13 protein-coding genes are annotated in these 23,023 nt (G+C 64.0%); 3 read left to right on the top strand and 10 right to left on the bottom strand.

The window, feature by feature from the left end; translation table 11 throughout:
- Positions 1-421 precede the first annotated feature (421 nt).
- Together AB0M88_RS25345 and AB0M88_RS25340 are read right to left on the bottom strand one after the other, a co-directional pair.
- A complete protein-coding gene (locus AB0M88_RS25345; RefSeq protein ID WP_364106269.1) occupies positions 422-556 on the bottom strand; it encodes a hypothetical protein in 135 nt (44 codons plus the stop codon).
- Between the two features lie 1,080 nt (positions 557-1,636).
- Positions 1,637-1,831 carry a hypothetical protein gene (locus tag AB0M88_RS25340; RefSeq protein ID WP_364106267.1) on the bottom strand — a complete coding sequence of 65 codons (195 nt, stop codon included), beginning with the start codon at positions 1,829-1,831 and terminating at the stop codon, positions 1,637-1,639.
- Between the two features lie 256 nt (positions 1,832-2,087).
- Here AB0M88_RS25340 and AB0M88_RS25335 point away from each other — a divergent pair, with 256 nt between their 5' ends.
- A complete protein-coding gene (locus tag AB0M88_RS25335) occupies positions 2,088-2,795 on the top strand; it encodes a hypothetical protein (protein ID WP_364106265.1) in 708 nt (235 codons plus the stop codon).
- A gap of 909 nt (positions 2,796-3,704) precedes the next feature.
- Positions 3,705-3,950 (top strand): hypothetical protein, encoded by a 246-nt coding sequence (locus AB0M88_RS25330; protein WP_364106263.1) that lies wholly within the window; start codon positions 3,705-3,707, stop codon positions 3,948-3,950.
- A gap of 937 nt (positions 3,951-4,887) precedes the next feature.
- Here AB0M88_RS25330 and AB0M88_RS25325 read toward each other — a convergent pair.
- From AB0M88_RS25325 to AB0M88_RS25290, 8 genes are all read right to left on the bottom strand, one after another.
- A complete protein-coding gene (locus tag AB0M88_RS25325) occupies positions 4,888-5,757 on the bottom strand; it encodes a YaaC family protein (RefSeq protein WP_364106261.1) in 870 nt (289 codons plus the stop codon).
- A 388-nt stretch (positions 5,758-6,145) separates the two neighbouring features.
- A complete protein-coding gene (locus AB0M88_RS25320) occupies positions 6,146-8,011 on the bottom strand; it encodes a UvrD-helicase domain-containing protein (RefSeq protein WP_364106259.1) in 1,866 nt (621 codons plus the stop codon).
- Positions 8,008-10,215 carry an ATP-dependent endonuclease gene (locus AB0M88_RS25315; protein ID WP_364106257.1) on the bottom strand — a complete coding sequence of 736 codons (2,208 nt, stop codon included), beginning with the start codon at positions 10,213-10,215 and terminating at the stop codon, positions 8,008-8,010. The genes AB0M88_RS25320 and AB0M88_RS25315 overlap by 4 nt, the downstream gene beginning before the upstream one ends.
- A gap of 729 nt (positions 10,216-10,944) precedes the next feature.
- Positions 10,945-12,228: a hypothetical protein gene (locus AB0M88_RS25310; protein WP_364106255.1), complete on the bottom strand. Its 1,284-nt coding sequence runs from the start codon at positions 12,226-12,228 to the stop codon at positions 10,945-10,947.
- A 786-nt stretch (positions 12,229-13,014) separates the two neighbouring features.
- Entirely contained in the window at positions 13,015-14,325 is a 1,311-nt protein-coding gene (locus AB0M88_RS25305; protein WP_364106253.1) for a Wadjet anti-phage system protein JetD domain-containing protein, read from the bottom strand.
- Positions 14,322-17,900: an SbcC/MukB-like Walker B domain-containing protein gene (locus AB0M88_RS25300; RefSeq protein WP_364106251.1), complete on the bottom strand. Its 3,579-nt coding sequence runs from the start codon at positions 17,898-17,900 to the stop codon at positions 14,322-14,324. The genes AB0M88_RS25305 and AB0M88_RS25300 overlap by 4 nt, the downstream gene beginning before the upstream one ends.
- Positions 17,897-18,628: a DUF4194 domain-containing protein gene (locus tag AB0M88_RS25295; RefSeq protein WP_364106249.1), complete on the bottom strand. Its 732-nt coding sequence runs from the start codon at positions 18,626-18,628 to the stop codon at positions 17,897-17,899. Before AB0M88_RS25295 ends, AB0M88_RS25300 begins: the two co-directional genes overlap by 4 nt.
- A 21-nt stretch (positions 18,629-18,649) precedes the next feature.
- Positions 18,650-20,149, bottom strand: a complete 1,500-nt coding sequence (locus AB0M88_RS25290; RefSeq protein WP_364106247.1) for a DUF3375 domain-containing protein — start codon at positions 20,147-20,149, stop codon at positions 18,650-18,652.
- Positions 20,150-21,573: 1,424 nt separating this feature from the next.
- On the opposite strand from AB0M88_RS25290, the gene AB0M88_RS25285 reads away from it, so the two are divergent.
- Positions 21,574-22,863 (top strand): hypothetical protein, encoded by a 1,290-nt coding sequence (locus AB0M88_RS25285; RefSeq protein ID WP_364106245.1) that lies wholly within the window; start codon positions 21,574-21,576, stop codon positions 22,861-22,863.
- Positions 22,864-23,023: the final 160 nt, after the last annotated feature.

Genomic DNA, 23,023 nt, shown 5'->3' with positions numbered 1-23,023 from the left:
GGCCGTTCCGCGATTCCATGACTGCTGCGGCTCGTAACCGGCGGCGAACGCATCCTCGGCCGGAAGAGGCGGCGGCCTTCGACCAGGTGACCGTGCCCAGGAAGACGATGCGCAAAGCATCCTAGAATGACCGAAGTTGAGGGGTCTATAGTCCATCGACAGACCCCTCAACTCGGCGCCCTGCACCCCGCTTTGATACGCGATCGGCCAGGTGCCGCAGACTCGTCGCTGAACGTGCCGGTCACATGATCACATGAGACGGGCGCTGTTCTTTCTCGCTTCTTGGCGGACGGCATCGCTGAATTGAGCGTCGATCGGGTTCTCGTCGTCGTCGGTGTCGACGCACTCCTCCTACAGCAATCGGCAGCCGCGGATCCCGGTGAGCAGGTCCTCGAGCAAGTCGAGTGCCGGCCGTTGCGGATCAAGCGGTGTCACCCCGTACCGGCGCCGGTTCGTCGTCCTCATCCTCTTCGGTGTCTTCTCTGACGAGTAGAGCGCCGAGATCGGAGACGACGCCTTCGGCAACGAGCATGGCGTCGGACACCATCTCGACCACGATCGGTAGGACGTGTCGCTGAAGTCGAAAAGCTCAAGGACTTCGTTCGGAGTTTCGACCGGTAGAGCCTTGATGTCGTCGGCCGCCAGCAGCACTTGGGTCGCCGGCATGTCCTTCACCTCGGCGACGACGTCCGCAGCCGCCTTGAGCCAGCCTGATCGTCCTGGACGAGCACCAGCCGGCAATCTGCCGCATCCACCAGGTACTCCTCGCCCGACCCGGCATCGGCGCCGAGCAGCCGCTCAGTCCTTTCACGGAGATCGCTGCCGCGTTGAGCTTGTCGGCGAGTTCACGGCCGGAGAGGTGGATGTACCGCAGTGTGGAGTCGGTATGCCGATGCCCGACGAAGGCGGCGATCGTGTGTAGCTCCTAGCCCATCCGGGCCAGGTCAGTCAGACACAGGTGCCGAGTGGTTAGCGTGGAGAATCGTTCAACCCCGGAGGCCAGCGCAAGCCTCCGGACCACTTCGACCACGTCCACAGACTCAGCGGCTGAGCATGGTTGCCCCCCCGACTCCGACAGAAACAGCGGCCCGCGGGCCCGGCCGATCCGTACCCAGTTGAAGAGGTACTGCGACAGCAACACCGCGGTCGAGGCCGAGTACGGCACCACCCGCTCCAGCCGTGCATGCCCTGGCGGACGGGTTTAGCACTTGGATCTCGTACGCCGACCAAGTACCGGGGCGGCTCGCGGATGTGTCTTGTGTCTTGAACAGGGGCTGTGGCGTCGATCAGCAGCTGCGTGAAGGCGGCGCAGCCGATATCAACGCCCGTCCTGGGATGCATTCCAGGACCGCACGGGGCCGGCGCGTCCCGACCGTCAGGAAACTACACATGCCATCGTGAAGCGGGCGGAACCGTTCCCAACGGGGATGCTCGCCCATGCTTGGGATCTCACCGAAAACAGTGTTCAAGGACCAAAACCCATCTGCCGAGCCGGGCAGCCCTCAGGAGGTGTAGTTGGTCAACTAGGCAGGTTCGCCACTCGGAAGCGAACGCCAGCCTCCCGGAAGGACTTCAGCAATTCGTCGACCCGCGCCAATGCCGCAGCCTGCGGCTCACCGTCGTACTCGTAAAGCGTCTAAACTTTCGGACCCACCCGGACGCGTTCTGCATCGGTCCGCCACTGCTCGGCAGCAGAGTTCAACGTCGGATCCGCATCCAGGATCCTCTGCACCGCCGAGCGCGCCTCGTCCCGAGTGAAGCCGCCAGCACCGATCATCGGTGAGGCCAACAGGTCATCCAGCGAGACATTGATGTGCAGCGGGTTCCACATGTTGACCAGCAGAGTACACAGGTCACTACAGGCCAACACCCGAACGAGTGACAAGTAGCGGTCAGGCGTACGTGAGGAGCGACATCCGAATTGCGGAGATCCGGATACCGCGCTGCGCCACACACGGAAGATCGATTGCAATCCTGCGGGTGTGTGGCTTCGATGCCGCACATCGCGCCGGCTCCGGCAGCAAGTCCCCCACGTCCGATCGACAAGTTGTACCGCATTGGGGGCGCGGACGGGGCATGATTGGAGGATGCCAGCATCAAAGGCCATCAGGACCACGCTCGCGGAGTCAGGCGGGCGTTGCGCATTCCCCGGCTGTGAGGAGTCCTCTGATGGCGAGGATTTCTCGGGCCTTGAGTTGGTGCGCATTCGAGCCTTTCGACCAAGTGAGCCTCGTTACGATCCTTCTTTTGATGCGCCATCGCTGCGGCAGCCTCAAAATCTCATCAGTCTATGCCCGTACCATCACATACTCATTGATCTTGATCCGTTCGAGTACACCGCCGACAAGCTACTTGCATTCAAAGAGCAGTACAAGAATCGAAACACGAAAGTTGCCAACGATGTTTCGAGTCTGCCGCTCAAGAAAGAACCATTGCCGATGCTTGCTCCGTCGTGGGTGCATCCGGCATACGCTGCGGCAGCGCAGATATGGACCACTGAGCGAGAAAATGGAAAGCAAGAAGAGTTCTGGCAGCAGACACTAACTTTGCACCCATCCTACTCAAGCAGGCGTTTGGAATTGGAGCATGTGAGGTTCTCGATAAATGCTATGTCGGGGGGCAAGGAACTCACCAACGCCGGAGGGAAGCTGGTCGATTTCCTGCTGGCGGGCGGTAACGATTCGATCTTTGTGGAGATCAAGAAGCCCGATACGCCACTGCTTCAGGGATCGCCCTATCGTGGCGGGGTCTATGGTCCGTCTGCCGAGCTTGCGGGGCGATCGTCCAAGTCCTAACCTATCGGCAGGTACTCGCCGAAAATCCCCGCCTGCTTGAAAACTCAGCGCTCGCTGGAAGGGCATGGGCCTCTCCCTGCGCCGTACTTTGTGGGGGACATTGGGCGAGCCAACTGGACCACGGCTCAACAGCGATCGTTCGAGCTGTTTAGGAACGGCCTTAAAGACGTTACGATTAAGACCTACGACGAACTATTCGACGGCATGGCAGAATTGCTCTCTGAATGAAAGTCGATGGCGGCATTCCAAGCCTTGCTGCTGAACTGTCGCCCGGGCGAACCACATAAGCCCGCGGAGCCATGATCAAGCGCACGGTCAACGGCAGAGGAATACATTCCACTCGCGTACGTTAGAGACGGATTGGCTGGTGACGCATCAGATCCAATAGCGGTCACGACCATTAAGGGCCGCTAGAGTTCAAATATACACACGGGGTGGGACCGGGGGATGGCAATGGCACCGAGCTGGCTGACGAGTCGGCAAATACAGCCGACCAAACCGCCAGTACAAACCAAGCTCCGGCGACGGCTACGAGGACCGTCGCGGCCTTGTAGTAGAACTCGGCGCGCCTTGGGCGCGGGAATATTGATAAATCGCATCGGGCTCGCGGGCTGGCACCCGTGTCCTGCAAGTGTCGTTCGAGGCGAACAGCCGCCCACGTGTAGGTACTGTAACTAAAGGCGAGAAAAACCCCTGCGACGAACGCGGTTGTCACGAAGCTGGCACGAATCCATGCCGAAACGTCGGCGAACACCGCCGCCGCAACATCGCCAGTCGCATAAAGGCCTACAGCACCAAGACCACCCGCGACATAGAGACTCATTTGCGCGCGACCGCGATACTTCTCGATCTGCCTTTCGTAGGAAGTCGGAAGAGGTTGGACGTTCCCTAGCATTTTACGGTTTCATCGTGCCAAAGGCTGTTGAAGAATCGCCGGGAAGCCGACAGGTATTCCGAAACCTCGACCGACGTGAGGCCAGATTCTCCATAGTACGTTCGCATGGCCTCCCCTATTACCACGCTCTCAACAAACAGCTCTTGAGCACGCGTTGGCGCGGCGGCGATTTCATCCTCGAGAAAAGAGCGGGCAAGTTCAATGCCATCCTGGAGACCATCCGGAGTCAGACCGATCTGATGACGCTGAAGTCGTTGTAACGCAAGCCGAACGCCAGACGTCAACGGGTCAGACGATTCTGTACCAAGACCTGCGCGTATATCGGACATCGCTACCCCCTCTCGGACGCAGTTGACCTCGACGCCGCCTCGTCAGCGGTGTCGAGTCGACATGTAGTCATGATATACATCAACGGCAGGAAGTTACATAGCCTACAGTAAATGGACCAGGTTGGGTGTAGCCGAGCAAGTTCAGGAGGTTACGCATGAGTGCCTCCACACCGGACGACCCTGTCACCAGAGCTTGGGATCTAACGTTAAACTGCGAAGCGCTTGTTTCTCAATGGGGCGAATCCCGGGAAGAACTTTCGGAGCCAGTACCAGAATTCACACGTACGTCAATAATGGGTTTCATGAGGTGGGCCGAAGACTTGCTTCCGGCCGGACATCCTCATGTGGAATTGATAAAGTTCTTAGCAACACTCGAAGGTGTCAATGAGGCTGGCCAAACCTACCGGCGCGAACTTCGGAAGCGCGAAGCGCGTGAGTACTTAACTCAGATCGCGAAGAGTATGCGCGCTCGTTATGATTTCCGGCGAAGGCCGGGCTCAATGCCGGCAAGACGCCGCAAATTCGCAATAACGGAGCGGGTCGAGGGCGATCGTCGAAGGAACACCGACAAGTGACCCGGCCCTTCGGCTGGACGCCCTCTCATCGGCATGACAATGTGTCATGCCGATGGTATCTCGGCCGGAGCTTTTTTCTGTCTCTCGCGGCCGGCCAGCGACCTAATTGCTGGGCTGGCAGATTCTTTGTCGTAATAGGCATGTCGGCGGTAAAGTGCCGTAGCCAAACCACGCCACGGACGCGAGCGTGAATCTTATCGGCCGAAGCAGCGGGACAACGCTTCGGCGAGACTCGACCCGGCAGCGTTCAAACGGGCATGGCAGGCACCCTCATCTGGGCTCGTGACCGATGCCTACGGCACCGGCACGTGATCACGGACTGCGCCGATCGTTACGGCGACGAGCTCCGGCACGACGACGAGCGCGGCGCTGAGGAGCTGCTCGATCGAGACGGCGAAAGTGCTCCGGTCGACATCCACGTACTCAGACCACTCCGCAGGCTGATAGCGGGCAAGCATCGACAGTGTGTAAAGGACAGCCCACCACGTCATGAGTGGGTGCATCGGTCGGGCGTTGCCGCCGACGGCTGGGACGAGATAGAAATCGCGGTATCCGGCGCCGTGCCGGCTGGCGATCCGTTCGAACAAAGCCCGCCGCTGCGCCTCGGACACTTGCCTTCCGTCGTCGACGACCACGTTCACGTCTAGTTCGGCCTGGCCGTTCTGGTACAGAGACAAGTCCGGAGCGGCGTCCGGCTCGGAACTCGTCCTGGCGTACTCATTGTTGCCATGGGTTGGATACGAGCGTAGATAGGCCCGCAGGTCGACCACGGGAGAGGCCGACTGCGCCAGTCTCGCGGGAAGGTTACACACCGCTAGGCTCAGCAGCGGGTGCCGCTGGTCGTAGCGGTGGTACTCCACGAAGTGCGCTGGACGGCGATCGGCGTCCTCGCGAATTGGCCATTTGGCGGTTTGCGGCAAGGCGTCCCAGAGCTGGGACAGGCAAATCGCGTGGTCCCTGTCCCAGGTAGGGGATTCGAGCAGCTCGGAAAGCCTGACGAAACTGCCACGGGAGCCCTCGGCGTACACCGGAATTGAGGAGAACGATGAGGCCAGGTTGCCGCGATTGATACCGTGCCCGATCAGCCGCCAATCGTCGCGGACGTCGGTCGCGGCCGCGATGACGGCACGCCCCGCCTGGCTGAGTCCGTAGTAGAGCAGCACCGGAGCGGTCGCGGGTCCGACCCACCGACGCCGCTCTGAACAGCTGTTCGGCCTGCTCAAGCGCTGACACGTAGGTAGCACGACGCGCCTTGTCCCTCGCTGCTGCCGGCGGCGGATCGGAGCGAGTCGATCGTAGGATTGTCCAGCTCGCTGACACCTCGGATATTCCGACCACGCCGCACATGATCGCCTACCGGCCGGAGAAGTCGCTACCTCATATCAGGCTGACCCTGCCGGATCGCGATCTCGTCTCAGCTATCGGCGACCAGGTTCAACCTGCACGCCGGATAGCCCGACGGGATGCACTGTCATCGGCTAGATCCGCGCAGAGGACTGTGTCGATCTTGGTTGACACCCTCCGGCCCGAGGCGTGGTGACGCGGCTGCCTTCAGGTCGCTGATAGGGCGTCTGTAGTCAGCGGCTGGTCTGCCAGACCTGCGACTTTGAGAGACAAGATCGCCGCGTCGACGTCGGTGGCGTAGAGGACGACGGCGAGTTCGTCTCGTGCTCGTGAGACGCAGACGTACAGGAGTCGCCGGCTCCGGTCGACGGTGGTGTCCTTGCCGCTGGCCTTGTTGCGACGATCAGTGTCGGAAAGCGCTGCAAGCCCGAGGAGCTTGTCGTAGGAGTGAGCGGGCAGGGTTCCCTCGGAGTCGTCGAGCAGGACGATGACGTTCGGAAATTCAGTGCCTTTGGTCGCATGTTGTGTGGAGTAGGGGGATTCGCGCCTGACGTAGCGCAGGTATCCGTCGAGTTCGCGGATATCGCAGGCCATGAATGCGTCCAGGACTTCCCGGGTCTTTTCGCCGAGTACCTGGTCGCTGTGTGCCCCGTCGGGGTGGAGATAGCGGGCGAGCAGCGGGACCGCTTCGATGAGTCCTTTCTGGTAGGCGTACCGCAGTGCCTTTCCCACCGAGCCAGCGCCTGCCTCGGCTACCAGCGTTCGGAGTTCCTGTACTGCGTCGCGTGCCATGGTGAGGCGCTGGCGCGCGATTCCCGGTTCGGCGATGCCATCTCGCAGCGTGGTGCTGTGCCTGCGCAGGATTCGGGGCGCTATGGCGGGATTCGTTGCTTCGCACAGTGGCAGGATGACGTTCACAAACGGGGCGATGGGCCAGGCTGTGCCTTCGTCAAAGCCGGCGGACAGCGCTGCTGGAGCTTTCGGCGGGTGGAAGGCCGCGTGCAGGCCGGCGAAGCCGAGTCGCCGAGCGGCGAGTTTATGCATGGCCACGAGGATTTTGGCGCCGCCGGGCGCATCACTGGTCCAGGCGTCATTGGATGTGCGATGTGCGAGCCATCGGCGGACGGAGTCCATGCTGGCGGCGCGGTCGGCATTTGTGGGCAGGACGAAGAAGTAGGCGTGCCCTTCTGGGGTCAGCTCGCCCGGCCGGCCTGGGACTTGCTGGTCTCCGTCGCCGGCGGCCCGGACGCGGTTGATGACCTCGAGAACTTGCCGTGAGGAACGGAAGTTCTCCGGTTTGTTGATCAGTGTCCAGTCGGGCTCCGCCGGTATCGGGCCGATGCCGGCGGCATAGATCTGCTGCATGGTGTCGCCGAAAAGTCCCAGGAGGAAGTCACCCGAGACGGTCCGGTACAGATGGATGAGGCTCCTGACGACTTCTGTCTCCGTGTCCTGGCTCTCGTCGACAAAGATGATCGGGAACCGTGCAGCGACCACCTTCGCCAGAAGCGGCTGGTTCATTAGCATGTGCGGCACCATCTTGAGGATGTCCGCGTGCCCGATTTGCCCCTTGCCGTAGTCGGGTCCGACACCGTAGGTGAATCTGCGCACAGATCGTAGGCCGTCGCGCTGGCGCTGGTAGCGGTCGCGATCCTGCTCCGCTGACTCGCGCTTGGCAGGCGTCCTAGCTTTGTCGATCTTCTCGTCGGTCTCGGCGAGTTTGGCCGCGAGCTGGCCCTCGATCCAGCGGCCGATGTCGGACTGGAATGGTGCGACCAAATTCCAGAGGAAACCGTGGATCGTGGAAACGTAGACGAGCGGATCGTCGTGAACGTCGTCGTGGATTTCGGCGGCGGCGACTTCCGTGTAGGTGATGCAGGCAACCTGCTGGGTGCGAGCACGTAGCTGCTTGCGGCGTTCGCCGGCGACATAGGCCAGTGCCTTGACCAGCGAGGTCGTCTTCCCGGACCCTGCCCCGGCGTTGACTATGAATCCGCTCTTGCCGCGCCGATCGAGAATCGCACGCAGGGCCCGGTCGGCGTCGGTGTCCGGGGCGTCGACGCGCCTGGTCATCCGGCCACCTCAGCTTCGATCTCACTCAGCCGTGCCGCGTCAGACGTCTCCAACGTCAGTTGATCACGCAACCACTCGAGGCCCTCGACGATGTAGCGTGGCCCGGTCCACTCTGCCGGGTTGGCTGTGATCAACGCGAGTGCGAAGTTGGTCTTGTCGAGGCTCTTGACGCGCCGGTGAATCGCATTGTGCAGCTGGTCCAACGACATCGTTGCCGCCTTCCTGATGTGCAGACCGAGCTGTGCTTGCTTCGGGTCTTGGCACCAGGCCAGGTTCTGCAGGGCGAAGGCCTCCTCGAAGGTGCGGCCGGCCCGATCGTCACGTTCGCCATTCCATTCGACTGACTGGCGCGTCTCGTACGCAACCCGAACATGTCCAGAATTGCCTCGTGACGGTGGGCACTTGTCCGTGTCGGGCAGTCCGAGGAGGTCGGCGATCGGCCGGATGCTCGGGATCCAGGTCGCCAGAGTTTCGTTGCTCGTGACGGCGCCGTCCTGCGTGGTCATACACGATGCCCGGCTCTTGTGTCCGTCGGCATCATCCGGCTCGCTGGTATCGGACGCAGCAGGATCGTCGTCTGCTTTCGGTCCGTGGACGCTGTCGATGTCGGTAATGACCAGAGTCGGCAGACCGAGGAAGTCGACGAGTTCCCGGAACTTGTGAGCGAAGGCCCCACCGACTTCCAGGATTGTCAGGTGGCACGACTGCAACTCGGGCGCCGACTGTTGAATCATCAACGGAAGGAGCAGGCGCTCGACGTTTCCCTCGACCAGAACCGCAGCATCAGCGAAGAACAGGTCGCAGTGAGTGAGCTTCAGATACTGGCGGAGGAAGTGCCGCGTGGCTTCCTCCGCGATGCCCCTGAACGTCATTAGGTCTCTGACGTCGGTGTGGTGGATATTGCCGTCGAGACCGGTTCGTTTGAAGTACCGGATCGGCTCGAATGACTTCTCGTAGATGACGTGTGCCGAGTGGGTGGTGACGACCATCTGCGTAGTGAATGCCGGGTCGGCTTCAGGAAGGATCTCACGGATCTTCCGGATGAACACCTGCTGGAGCTGGGCGTGCAGATGAGCTTCCGGTTCCTCGATGAATACCAGGTGAATCGGCGGACGGTCCCCGTCTGCACCGATCCACCGGTGATGGAAGTCCAGAACCTCGACGACCATGTAAATGAGGTTCTTGAAGCCCAGCCCGTTGTACTGGTCAGGCAGTGTTCGCTCGGTCCCGCCAGCAGAGCCGTCACCCGCGGGCAGCGCGTAGTGGACCCGCGCTCCGCTGCTGAGAACGGTCTGCGCGTTGAATGACGCCTTTACCACCAGACGCGGGTGCTGGAAGCCCGGGTAGCCGAGGTCGGAGAGCTTGTCCAGGGTCGACTCGAAGACCTCCGCGAAGTGCTGGTTGAGTCGAAGTTCCGAGTCCGCGATGGCGGCGACCGCTGCCAGGTCAGCTTCGCGCTGTTCGAGGTTGCGGGCATAGAAGCCGCTCAGCTTCCGAGAAAGATCCTCCGCCCGGCCACGACTCTCCCCATCAACCAGGTGGCGCTGGGCATCGAGGAAGTCGATCCTGATCAGGCCATCGAGCTTGCCGCCGAGCTTGCTCTCGCCACCGCTGACCCAATGCGGGCTATAGCCATCGTTGAACTCGAAGTTCTGGTCGCACTGGCCAGCATCCAGGACCGCGTAGGCGATCTCGTATTCACGCTGCAGTTCCCGCGTCAAGTAGTCGGTCAGCGAACACGGCCACGGCTCATAGGCCGAACCTTCCGGTCGCTTGGCCGTCGTGCTCTTGCTGCAGCACTCCTCGAAATTCTCGACCAGCTGCTTGCCGCTCCTAGGCCGATAGGACAGCCGAACCCCGACCATCTCCGACGTCCAGCTTAGATCGGGAAGGAAGTCGATCACCCGGTGCAGGTTGACATCGTCGCCTTTAAGATCCAGCCAGATGTCCAACTCGATCCGAGGAAGTTCATCAGGATCACCCGACGCGGTGTCGAAAGCATCGAATGTATCCCAGCAATCGGCCGTGAAGTCGTAAAGCTGGAAACGGCCTTTACCCTCACCGAGGAACAGTCTGAAGACCTGTGCCGCCGACGTCTTTCCACTGTTGTTCGCGCCGACGAAAACTGTGGTCTCCGGGTCAAGATCGATTCCGACCTTACGCAGCCGCCGGAAGTTCCTCACGCGGAAGTTCTTGATGTACACGCCGCTCCGCTCGGAAGGCACGCCATAGGGGCACGCGGGCATCGCAACGATAGGCCTTCTTCCCCGATCAGCCCTTCGCAACATCGATACCATCCGCACCGGTGAAAGTTTGTTGATCGAGGTGGAGCACCTAAAACCATCGATCACGATCGCAGCATCACCTCGAAAATTCACCTGTTCGGGTGACGGCGAAGCGACTGAAAGGTGCAAGCATTCCGGTTTCCAGTGCGATGAAGCAATGTAACTCGAATCCCCACACGACTTACCACTCGACGTCCGGGACTTCGTCGTGACCGGCTTTGGCGTCCCAACGCGACCCTCGTCATCGGCGAGACCACCGATCCGAAGAAGGGCACCGACACCGTTGGCGCGCACGGCCAGTACTCCTGCGACGGCTGGCGGAATACTGCCGCGGTGTTGGACGCGGCCCACACCACCCACCCGCACCGACCCGGACGGCCACGACCGTGCCGGTCGGGAGCCATGCGGCCGTCGGAAGGTTGCCGAAGACGGGTGAGCCGGTCGTCCCGCTCGCCTCGGCCGCCCTCGGCACGATCGTCGTCGCCGGTGCGGCCATGGCTTGGCCGCCTCGACCGTGCACGCCGCACTGGTCGGTGAACAAGAAACTCGTTTGCCGCCTGGGCGAAAGTGCCGACAATCTCGCTCCAGCGTCATCGTCACAGCTACAGCGTGCGGCGCACGGATGCGGCGCCTAGGTCGCGGTGGGCGCTATCGCTCTTCGAAAGAAACGGCCACCATGCAGCCATCGCCAGCAGTCGCTACGGGCACGCTCGTCCCAGTCTCCTGCGACACACCTCTGACCGGCCTTTGGTCACCGACGGCGCGGCGCTGCCGATAAGCGAGGCGACGCTCTGCTGAGCCCTCCGATCGATATGCGTCAGTCGATGACAAGAACTCGTCCGCGACGCCAGTCCGGACGGTGAGCAAACGGTCATCGAACTCCAGGCGGCTCGTCTGGCAGCGGAAGGTGATGTCGTCCGCGACAACGACTTCACGGCTCGCCAGCAGGTTCCGCACCAGCGGACTTCCGGTGAACATGCTGGCGTCGGTGACGGGCACGCCGGCGAAGGCGTGCAGTCTGACCTGATCGAGATAGCGAGAGTCCTCGGCCGCGCTCTCTTCCGTGACTTCCTCTCGAAACCGCACGGCCACGAGGTCGTCGGCCACCTGCGGGCGGCGAAACTCTCTACCTCGGACGACCTCGTAAGCTTGCCGGCGCAGCGCTTCCTCAGGTTCGGCAACCTCGACGGCGAAGGCCTTAAGCATCCCGTTTTGCAGCTCGGTCCCGACCACGATGCGGCGCATATTCACACCGTGAATATGCGCCGGCACCAGCACCTGCTCTACGCCGCGGGCCATCTGCTGGACACATCGCGAAATGCCTGACGTGGTGCCCTTGACTTCGACAACGACCACGTCGCTCAGACGGTCATCGGTGACCCGGTACCAGAAATAATCCGGCTTGTGTGACCTCAGCTCCGCCATATCGACCGCCAGGACCGGGTCATAGCTGACAGCGTCGGCGTCGACCACCCGGGTCGCGCCGGAAAGAACATGACGCTCGATCAGGTCCGCGGCGAGCGCGATGCCGAAGCTCTCCGACAACAGGGTCCGTTGATGGAACCTCACTTCGTTGGTCAACCGAGAGAGCCTCAGGTCTGGCCGGCTGTCGGCGAACGCCCACAGGTAGCGGATGACCGCCCACCGACTCGCCGTGCGTAGCGCGGTAAGGCCGGGCATTCCGCCTGCGCCAACCCGATGCAGTCCGGGTAGCGCGCTGGTGAGCCGTCCCAGCCCGAGGAGCAGGTCGAGCGGTGGCACGCCATCGCGCACGCCCAGACCGCTCAGCTCGGGGATAGGCCGAACATCAGCGTCGACATCGTCCTTCAACGCGGCCGAGACCTTCGCGGCCAAGGCGTAGTCGGAACGTACGGCGTACCTACCGGGCTGGGCGAGGCCATCCGGCAGTGTGATCGACCAATCCATCGCCATTAACAAAGCATCACATCTAGCTCCAGGGTGATCGCATCACCACGCCTCACCCCACTGGGGAACAGGGGGGCGTTCGCCGGTTCAGGCCCTGCCCACCGGATTCATACTCGATCCACCGATGAACGTTGGGGGCGCGGGCTCTGTCGGTCTTCCGGTCGAAGCATGTCGATCGGACCCTGGCTCGGCATGCGGCCACAGCAGCAGAACGCTTGGCATGGCGCCTGCACACGGCGTGCCTTTGCCGCGTCCTTCGCCGCCGCATGGCACCCCCAACCCCGTCTGCTCCCGGGCCCGGAGCCGATCCGCTGCGCCCGGCCGATCCGCCGGACGGCGGCCCGTATCGAACGACGCGCAGTCGAGCCCGGCCGGGCACCGCACGCTCGTTCCGGCCGAGCGGTCGGCAGTTGCCGGTCGAGTTCCGCGAGTCGTACAAACGTCGCCGGAGGGCAGCAGATGCCCGTAGACGTCGAATGTGATCCTGATCGACGCGCGGCCCAGCCGCTGCTGGATCGCATAGAAGTTCGAGCCTGCGGCGATCAGGTAAGCGACATGGCAGTGCCAAGTCGTGGAACCCGCGGGTGGCTGCGCAGCCGTCCCGGGCAGAGGCAGATCAAGATGTCGCCGCTCACCCAACCGGTACCCGCATGGACGGACGGACGCTCGCAGCAGCGTTGCGCCGCGATGATGGCGGGCTGCCAATACCGGTGCCGCTGGGTGCCGGCATTCCACGGGGTTCCGCCGAGGCAGTAAAGACGAGCTATCAGTCGCACAGACCTGTGCCAACAATCACGCTGGATTGCGGGCGAGCTCTCTCACGTGCGCCACTGCAACAGTGAGCGGGATTCGTTCCTGTTCCACTCGCCGGTGCCGCTGCCACGTCGTTGACGTCAACGATCGGTACAGCGTTGTCTCCGGCTCCGTGAGGTAGGGCAGGGGCCGTGCCTCACGTGCCGTCAATGGTTTGCCGTACTTGTCCTCGTTGGTTCCGAAGCGTTCCCACCGTTCGTAGCTGGCAACATCCATGAACAGGGATGCGGCGCGAACCCCTGCAGCGCGGAATTCGTTCAGGATTTCGAGGCCGTCGGCGTCCATGTCACCCCAGTAGAACAGGTCGAGGACGTCCTGAAGCCAAGGGAGCGCCGCTATTGCGCCGGCGCCTCGGCCCACGCCCTCGACGCTAATGCCGCCAGCCAAGGCCGGGAAATGGATGGCGGTGTCTTTCTTCTCGGATATCACCACAACTCGTGGTTGATATGCCGGCGATGCGGCGTCGCCGATGGTCACCGAGTCGTAGCGGCGCCGACCGGCCGCCCGATGGGCCGGATCGAGGTAGGTGAAGTGCACACGCGGGGGGTGCGGCGGCAGGAGTCCGAGATCGTCGCGGCGGCTGAGGCGGCGGACCAGCTCGTGGCGCGTGTTGAGCCACTTCGCGTGTAGTCCTTCGATAGGTACCTGGCGCGGCGTCAATCCGGTCGCGTCGTTGCAGGCGAACCATTCGCCGGCGCGGCCGAGCAAGTCGAAGTCGACGTCACTCAGCCTGTCGACCGCGGCCACCGTGGAAACCAGCACGCCGGTGCTGAGTAGATGGGGGAACCGGGTCGAGAGTTCGTTGGCGCGTCGCCGGCCGCGGGTGAGCCGTTGAGGCCAGTCGCCTCCGCACAGTTGTGCTGCCGCGTCGACATCAGCGATGACCAGGTGTGTGGGGAGTTCCTGGTTGGTGCCCATAACCCGTCGCGTGCGCGTCTTCAGCGTTGTTGCGTGACCGGCGCTCCAGGTTCGCCACCGCTGGGACCACGCTGTCGCGGCGGAGAAGTCAGCGGTGAGCGTAGTGGCGGCGGGTTGCCCAAGGGGGAAAGGGTGCGGCCATGCGCCATCAGTGTCAGATGGGTCGGGTCGGCTTTCCGCCGGCACTGCAGGGGAACCGGCTGTCGAATCGCCGGTATCGGCTGACCCTTCTATAGCCAGGGCGGAATGTGGGGCTGCGAGCGGAGCCAAAGTCGGCTCGGTGGTCACGGAGATTTCCGCTGTGAGAGTCGTGGCCCAGGTCCGGGTGAGGCGACGTTCTACGTCGGCGAGGACCTGCTCGATGGATTTCATTCGTGCCCCGTAGCGGAGTAGTCATATCCAGCCGTCTCGCCGGAGTTTTTCGGCCAGCCGTTGTCCAGGGGAGGGCAACTGGCATAGCCCGGCGTTTCCGGACGATCTGCGTCTCTGCCGTCGCTGATTCGTGCCACGAACGAAAAGTGTGTGGTCGTGTTCTTGGTGATGGCCAGCAGTTCGTCCATGTGGGGTTCGAGTGCTGTCACCTTGTCCAGCGGTGCACCGACGATGAGTTGGAAGCCCAGGCCTTTCCACGCGCGGACGGCACGGCCTGCGAACTCGGCGTCGGATTTGACGAATCCCTCGTCGAGGAAGACCGGCGCGAACCGGGGGCGGACGCGTAGCTCGTCACCGAGCCGGAAACGCAGGGCCGCGCCGACGATGAACGCGACAAGTTCCTGGCTTTCGCCGCCGCTCTTGCCGCCGAGTGAAGCGTGGGTGCTCAACAGTTGCCCGTCGGCGTCGTACCGTTCGGCGGTTACCTCGACGTGGCGGCGTACGTCCAGCAGCCGGTCGCGTTCGCTGAGGTCGGGGACCGCTCGCGGGTCGTCGCGGCGCCGCATACGGCCCATGAACTGTTGCAGCTCACGAAACCGGTGCTCCAGCTGGTCTTCGGACAACTCCCGGGTGGCGCCGGATGACAGCGTTCGCAGTTGCCGGCGGAAGCGGGTGATGAGCTCGGGTGTCAGGCGGCGCAGCCGGATACGTAGGCGGTCCCGGTTCGCGCCGAACGGCAGACCGTGGAGGATGTCGTTGATCGGGTCGAGCCGGTCCTCGATGTCCTGCACTGATGATTCCATCGCGCCGGAGAGCGGGACGAGGTCCTCGCCGCTCCATTTCATCAGCCGTTGACGCCACTCGGTGCGCCGCTCATGCAAGCCGGTCGTGAGGATCGTTTCCAGGATCAGCGCGTAGTCCGGATAAGAGGCGCTGGTCCGCCCAAGGTTGGGGTCTTCGAACGTCATCTGGTAGGCGGCGAAGATCCGCTCCAACTCGGCTTCGGCGTTCTGCGCCTGCGCCCTGGCGGTCTCGAACGCCGCCGTCAGGCGTCGTTGAAGGCGCGCCAAGTTCGTGTCGAACTGCTCGAGGTCGCCGGGGTCGCCGGGGGCGACCGCAGCGACGAAGTGGGCATCGAGCGCCGCGGTCTGCGTCTCGGACAGCGTCACGTGTTGTTCGCGCCCGAGCCGCGCCAGCTCGGCGTTCACATCGTCTTGCTGCTCGATCAGCCTTCCGTTCGCCTCTTTCAGAGCTTTGACCGTCTGGTTGAGCCCGAACACCGTCTCCTGCTGTGCTCGGAGCTCGTCGGTGAGTTCGCCGATGCGCTTTTCGAGTGCCTGCAGGCGGTCGTTGGATTCGAGGATCTCCTGGTGCAGTGCCTCGAGTTTGGCGAGGTGGTCGTCGAGGCTTTCCACATCGAGGTCATCCCAGGTTGCTCGCAGCAGGGCCTCATAGGCGCCGCGGCGCCGGTCCAGGTCGGTGCGTTCAGCGTCGATCCCTTTACGGTCTTCGTCGATGCCCAGCAGAGCCTTGTTGATGTCGGCCAGCTCGCGGTCGATCGCAGCGATCGTGTCCTCGTTGCTGAAGCCGATGATGTACGACTGTTCGTTGCGGCCATGGCTTCCGCGACTGCCGTACCGCGTCTGCCCAGCGGGAGTGACTCGATACCCTTTGCCGCCCAGCTGGTCGGAGGACTCGACGCAGTAAGCATTGCGGCCGGGCTCGGAAACATGCCGGCGCACCCAGCCAGCGAACGGAGAGTCTTTGAACTGCAGCTTTGCGGCGATCCGGCCCGGTTCGTGGTCTGCGTACCCCGGCTGTCCGAGCGGCACCCCTTCGAACGTCAGCCGGCCCTGTAGACGCAGCGGATCGATAGCCTCAGAGAAGTCCTCGAGCCGGTCCTCGGGCACGAGCAGAATCCGGGCACTGGCGCCGAGCACCGTCTCGACGGCCAGTCGCCAGCGGGCGTCTTCGGGGGCGACGTCGATCAGTTCGGCCAGGAACGGCAGGTCGGCCACCGGCAGGCCGCTGGCCCGCGCCACGGCCTGGCGCAGGTCGTCGAGGAATTTCGGCACCCTCCCGGCCCGGCCTGACAGCGACGTGCGTTCTTCGGTTATCAGCCGCCGCCGCTCGAGCATCGGAAATGATGCGGTGGCCAGGGCTTCACGGCGGTCGAGCAACGCCTGCGAGGCGCCGGGATAGTCCGCCAGGAAGGTGGTTCCGGCGGCCCTAAGTCGTTCGAAGGTGGTCTTGTCGACCAGCGGCTCCTGCAGGTAGGCGATGTCCTCGGCAAGCATCTGGCGCCGGCCGCGCCGTTCATCGCGGCGTGACCGTGTCTGGTCGATCTGGGTGGCGAGCTCTTCCAGCCGCTCGCCGCCGGCTTGGCGATGCGCGGCCTGAGTTGCGGACAGTTCGTTATTCAGCAGGGTTTCGGCGGATGCGGCCTGCGACAACTTCCCGTCGGTGCGTTCCCGGTCCGTCCCGTTGTCGGCGATTGCCTTGTCCAGCAGTGTCGCCTGACGCAGCAGGCTCCACAGCATGACCGGCGTGTCCCCGGCCGAGGAGAGGCCGAACCCGTCGATCTGCTTGATTGTCGCGCGGGCAGCTGTCAGCTGCTGGTGCTTGCCGGTGATGGGACCGAGGAGGTCGGCCTTCTGCTGCTCGGTTTGCATCGCAAGGTAGGACACTTCGAGATCGTTGAAGTGGTTGATGGCCCGGTCTGCTGCCGCGTATGTGGCAGGCCGCTCGAGGACCATCTCCTTGTACAACTCGTCCACGGTGCGGATCTGATGGCCGGACTGGATACGCACGAGCAGCCGGAGCGCTTTCGCCCCGTCGCCGTTCGCGCCGATGCCGAGCCGGGTGTGCAACCGGGTCGCGAACGCCGCATAACTGTCATGGGTCAGCAGCCGCGGAAACGCGGCCTTGAGTGCCTTCGGCGCGAACTGCGTTGCGGTGTGCTCGGCGAGGTCGGCGAGGTCGAACGCGCCATCGCAGCTCGCCATCCGCATGACGATGTCGCCGGCCTGGGTGGCGCGGGCGGGAGCGTAGTACACCCGCAGGGCGGTGAACCGGTTGCCGTGGTCGTCGATGAACGTCATGCCGACCGCACCCCAGGTGGAGCGCCCGTCCCCGCGCAGCACCTTGGGCCGTTCTCGGCCGTGCTCGTCGGCGGTGGTGTCGGTCTGGCCGCGCAGGTACGACAGCAGGTTGCGCTGCTCAGCGCTGCGTGCTCGTCCGGCGACCGCATCGTTGGAGGCGCCGTTGAACGGGGTGTCCGACGGCATCATCAAGGCGATGTACGCATCGAGCAGCGTGCTCTTTCCCGTGCCCGAAGCGCCGGAGACCAATGTTGCGCCGGGGTGGAAGTCGAAACGGACCCGGCCTTCAAAGCCGCCCCAGTTGACCAGCTGGAAGGTTTCCGCCTTCCACTGCAGAGTGCCTTCGGTGGCGCCGGAGACATACAGCAGCGGCGCCGGCGAAAATACCGGCTGACGTACAAGACCATCAGCCGGTAACGGCGCCGGTTGGGGGAACGCCGATGCCGGGATCAGTGCGTTGTCGTCGATGCTCACAGATCACCTTCGCCGTCGATGTCGACGTTGTCTTCGTCGCTGAAATCCGGCTTCCCCGTGTCGTTCTGCGACCGCAGCCAACGCAGCAGCTCCTGCAGTCGCTCCAACGGCAGCACGACATCGATGGCCGGGCTGACCTCGAATCGCTCTGCTGTGCTCAGCCCGACCAGCAGCCCGGCCCGGTTGAGCCCTTCGATCGCCTTGATGGCGCGCCGGGCATCGCCGGCCTGATCGGTGGCATGCGCGGGCCGTAGCGAAGCCACGTACTCCAGGAGGTCCTGCCGGTCGACGAAGGTGCGTGAGGCGCCAGCGGCTTCCTCGGAACGGCTTCGGGTACGCAGGTACACCATCAGAATGGTCTCTTCGCGGCTCCACGCCGTGTCATACAGCAGCGTAGGGAACCGGCCCCCATCTTCCGGAACCGCCGGCCGCTTGTAGGCGACCTCCCGGTCCACGTCCAGATGCAGGTCGAGGAACACGTCGTTGAGCCGCGACCGGAACAGCCGCGGATTGGCCGTCAGCGTCCGCCACTCCCGGGGATGGCTGTGCGCGGTGATGAACCGCTGCTTCAGCAGGGCGACCAGCGCCCGCCGCTGCGCCAGGTCAAGCGCTCCCTCGTCGCCCTCGAACAGCGCCAAGCTGCTGCTCAGCTCCCGGTCGGGATCCTCCCAACCTTGGTCAGGGCCGGCTGTCCCACCGGGGAAGAAAGTGTCGTCAATGCTCACCATGCTCCGATCCGGGTCATGAAATCAGGCCACTTCTTCGCTAAGTCCTGTCGGCTGACGCTGTGCGGACAGGATCAAGGGCACGTGCAGAGTCCGTTCGGACCCGTCGCGTCGGATCGTGCGGTACAGCTCGCGATCGTCGTCGATCCTGTGGAGACCGTCGATGTTGGTCGCCAAATGAAGCAACCCCAGCACTTCCACCGGCCGGCGCAGATCCGGCGCCAGCGTGTCGAACAGCGCCCCCAACGACCTGGGCGGGTCGTCACTGGCCAGGGACGCCTGTAGTGCCGCCTTGAGCAGTTCCAGCGACGGGCCGCCCTGGGCCAGCAACTCCTCGAGCGACAAGTCGTCCGGCCGGTCCGCGGTCACATCACGAAGCGGTGCCGGGCCAGACTCGTCCTCTGGGCGATGGAACCGCTCGCGCAGGTGCGGCATGTCTATGCGTGCCGGCAACAGCGGCAGCGGCACGCTGCTGCGAGGGCCGGCCACCGTCATCCACCGCGACAACTCCATATCCAGGTGACGCAGGGTGCTGTCGAGCTCGCGATCCCGGACGGTGTTGTGGGTTTGGATGTACTCCCGCAGGGTCGCGCTGACGCGGTTGCGGCGGGCGAGGACATCGTCGATGCCGCGGCGGACGAGACCGACGGTGCCCCGCAGGTCACGACGGTCGGCATCACTGAGGATGTCCTGCGCCAACGGGTGCGCCAGCAACGCCGACAGGTCCTCGCGCAGTTGCAGCAACAGCTCGTCGTCACGTAGGAGAGTGAATGCCCCCTCGAAGGCGCGCCCCTCGGCCGTTGCGGTCATCAACGAATCCGTGCGATGCAGGTAGTCGTCGATGACCACGCCCGCAGGGCGGTCCTCGGCCCGGAACGAGGCCAGGATCTGCGAACGCAGACTGACGAACGCCTCCTCGACGCGGGCGAAGTCACTCGGCAGCGCCGCGATGAGCTGTAGCAGCTCCCCATAGCCCTCGAGCATGTAGTCCGCGGACACCTCGGGCAGGTCACCGCCTGCCATGAGGCGGTCCCGCTCCTGTACGAGCCGGTCGATCTCACTGTTGAGGATGTCGACCCGGGCGCTGCGCTCCGGGTTGGCTTCGCTGTTGAACCGGCGTACCGCGTTGACGATGGTGGCGATGCGGTGCTCGCTGCGGCTCGCCCGCTCCCGGGTCAGACTCGTGACCAGGCCCAGAGCGTCCTGTGCATGGCTGGTCAGCGTGTACACCTCAGTGCCGTCGTCCTGCGTGCTGCGGACCAGCCACTGCCCTCGCATCCACCGCAGGCAAAGGTCCCGTCCGGATCCCGCCGGCACATCGGTCACGCCGGCGGCCCGCAGCTGATCGAGGTAAACCTCGACCTGGCTGTGCAGCCGCGCCGACGCGACGGTGCGGCTGTCGCGAGTGAACACGCTGCGGAAAATCGTGATCACTACCCTCGCCTGGCTCTTGTGTAGCAGCGTGAGAGTGGGCTGGTCGAAAGCCCCAGCGACGCGGGCGAATTCCCCGATGATGTCGGCCATTGTCTACGTATGTTCCTCCCGTGCCGATGGATCAACTCGGTGCGATCTTGTACAAGCCGCGCCGCCGCCGCCGTTGAGCGTGCTTGCCACCCTAGAAGAAGGGTCCGACATAAAAGGCCACCTGCACGCACCATCATCAACAACGACCGTTGTCGAATGGTGTATAACCGGCGATTTTCCGATTCCACTTCTCGGGTAACTGAACAACGCCAGGTCGGTGACCGGGCTCGTCAGCCGGCCATCGGAAGGCGGCCGCCTTGATGTCCTCCGTGATCCGGGTCGCTGATCCTCGGAGAGATGACCGTCAACACTGCGTGGTCCACGCCTCGTACGCGAGACCACAGTGCAGACACTGCGTCGCAGGTTCCAACTCGTCCGGCCAGACATGCGCGCACTCGGCCGCATCCCGTGCCGCAGGATCCTCACGCAGCTCTCGAAGCAGCGCTTCCTCCTCCAAGAGGGTTCGTGCGTCCTTGTCGAGCAGGTCAAGTGACCGAGCTGTGTTGTCAAGCGGGCAAGTGTCTGCGATCCTGATTTCCTGATCAATGCCGACGGGGCTCGCCAAATCAACCTCCGGTCATCGGATCTGATAGCGCCACGCGTCGGGAACGAACCGGGGAAACGCAAAACCGTATTCCCGCAAGCCCCTGATTTGTGCGCCATGCGCGCCTCAGGACAATTCATTTATCAGTTCGCTGCGCCGACCTCGGCGGCTCGCCAGACAAACTGTTCTTTACGCAGTTCACCCCCCCGGCGGCACCCTGCCCGAAGCCGGAGTGTTCTGAGTCTCGATGGGGACGGGAGTTCCCAGCCTCGGGATCTGCTTGCGGAACCGCAGGGGCAAGCCTGCCGGTCGAGGCCGGCCGCAGGGCCTGCCGCACGTCAGCGTTCACGCCGATTGCATGGCCGGACTCGCGACTACCACGCTTCGCTGGCACCCACAGCGCCCACAGCACCCCGGCAGCTGTGCACCAGCGGAGCGCATGCTCGAGCGACGCTGACGGCTGAGCGAGCGGAACGCCCCGTGACGCCGACCTCGTCGCAGACGTGATGCTGGCCGCCTCGACCGCGAGGGCGTTCTGCGGGTAGGCGGCCCCGTCGGTGGCTCGCGCCTGGGCGCCTGGGGTAGGGCGCTACCTAGTCGATAAAGCCGGCCGATCTCAAGGCGACGCTCACTCGTGCCGGCGAATCGGCGCCTCCATCCGAAGCAGCCCATCGGCACGAACAGCGAGACGGTGGTGAGCAACACGAATACGCAGGAGGGCGGCTGAGTCATCGATGGTGACACCCTCCGCGGAGCCGGCTCCGCGTACGCCCTGCCCGACTGACTCTGTGTGCGCAAGGTGTCGAGGCGGTTCTGTCGTCCAGTCGCCAAAGCTGTGCGGCGGACCCATCTTCGCTGCGAACGTTGGCACTGTGACGTCATGAGCGATGACTTCGATTTCGCTGAGCGTCACGAGTCTCGCCGGGCCCGGTCCGGCAGGCCGGCTGAGTATCTGGGGACTACGCGGATCAACGGACTTGCCGTGCAACGCTGGAAGTCTGTCGCGGGGATCATCGCGATCGCGTGGAACACCTACGACGGACCACCCACCCCCGACGGTGAACTCGGCGAGGAACTACGCAACCTCGGCGTTGGAGCCGCCCTGAGAGCCATGCCGCACTTCGGCATCGGTGGACCGGCCCTCCAGCCGGTGTCGATCCCGGGCGTCGCCGATCCACCCGAGGTCACCTGGGACGAACTGGCCGAAGCGCTGGGTCAACCGTTGCCGTACTGGCCCATTCCGCTGCAGCAGCGCAAGCTCATCGACGCGTGGCAGCCAGGCCGGGCGACGGTGCAGGCGTTGGCCGTCGATCCCGAAATGGATCTTGATGTGCTGTTGCGGCTGGCCGCGCTCTACGACCGCGATCATCCAGCCGCGCAGGTGCTGATGAGACTTTTCCGGACGGTGACCTGGCGCGAATCCCAGGCCGCCGCTCAAATGATCTCCAGCGTCGAGAGCATGACGCCCGGCAGCGCGGTCGTGATCGGTGCGCGACCGATACCAGTGCCCCGTCCCCACTCTGACGATCTGGCAGAAACGATGCGCCGAGCGGGCTGGCTGGAGATCCTCGGGCGAGCCGACCTGCTCGCCGACGCGTGCGTGGAACAACTCGTCCGCTGGGACGGCGGAAGGGACTGCCCGTTCGGCACGTCGGTCGAACTCCTACCCGGCGACCCCATCAGCGACGAGGTCATCGCCCGGCTAGAACCGGCCGCACGTACGGCCGCGTTTCGGTTCCTCGATGCGCCAACCGACGCGGAGACACTCGTGGACCCGGCCACCGACGCGCCGGCAGTCCGGGTGGCGAACCAGGACGGCCTCCGGGTTCGGGTCGCCGTCAGCCAATGGCTTCCCGCGCTGGCGCCGCTGGCCGAGCTGGTCCTCGACGACCCGATCTGGGTCCGGACGGCCGACGGCGTCGTGTATCCGGCGCCACAAGATCCCCGATGGGGCATCAGCTGGGGATATTCCGGCAACGGTCCGGGTGCTCTCGCGCTACTGCTGCACAGGCTGCTTGACGACGTCACGTCACGTGCGGCCGATGACGCGAACGGAGCACCGGAAGGCCTTGAGCGGCTCTTCAAGGTCAGCCTGCCCAAGGGAACCGTCCTCACCCGCGCCCAGCTTGAGGCCGCACGTGACGACGGCTGGCTGCCGCGGGCGCCATAGAGCGCCGCTCGTACCGGGAGCTGCCCGGTTTGCTGGGGACGACAGCCCGCATCTCGAGCGGGGGTGATCGAGCCATTCGGGCTGGGCGGCGCGCTTGCCGAACTGATGGCCTGTGTGTGAGGGTGTCTCTCACGGATCGGCGCTGCAGTGGTGCTGCGGA

Origin of the sequence: Actinoplanes sp. NPDC051411 (genome assembly GCF_040682075.1) — a bacterium.
In the GTDB taxonomy this organism is placed as follows: domain Bacteria; phylum Actinomycetota; class Actinomycetes; order Mycobacteriales; family Micromonosporaceae; genus Actinoplanes.
This window is presented reverse-complemented; position numbering and strand designations above follow the sequence as displayed.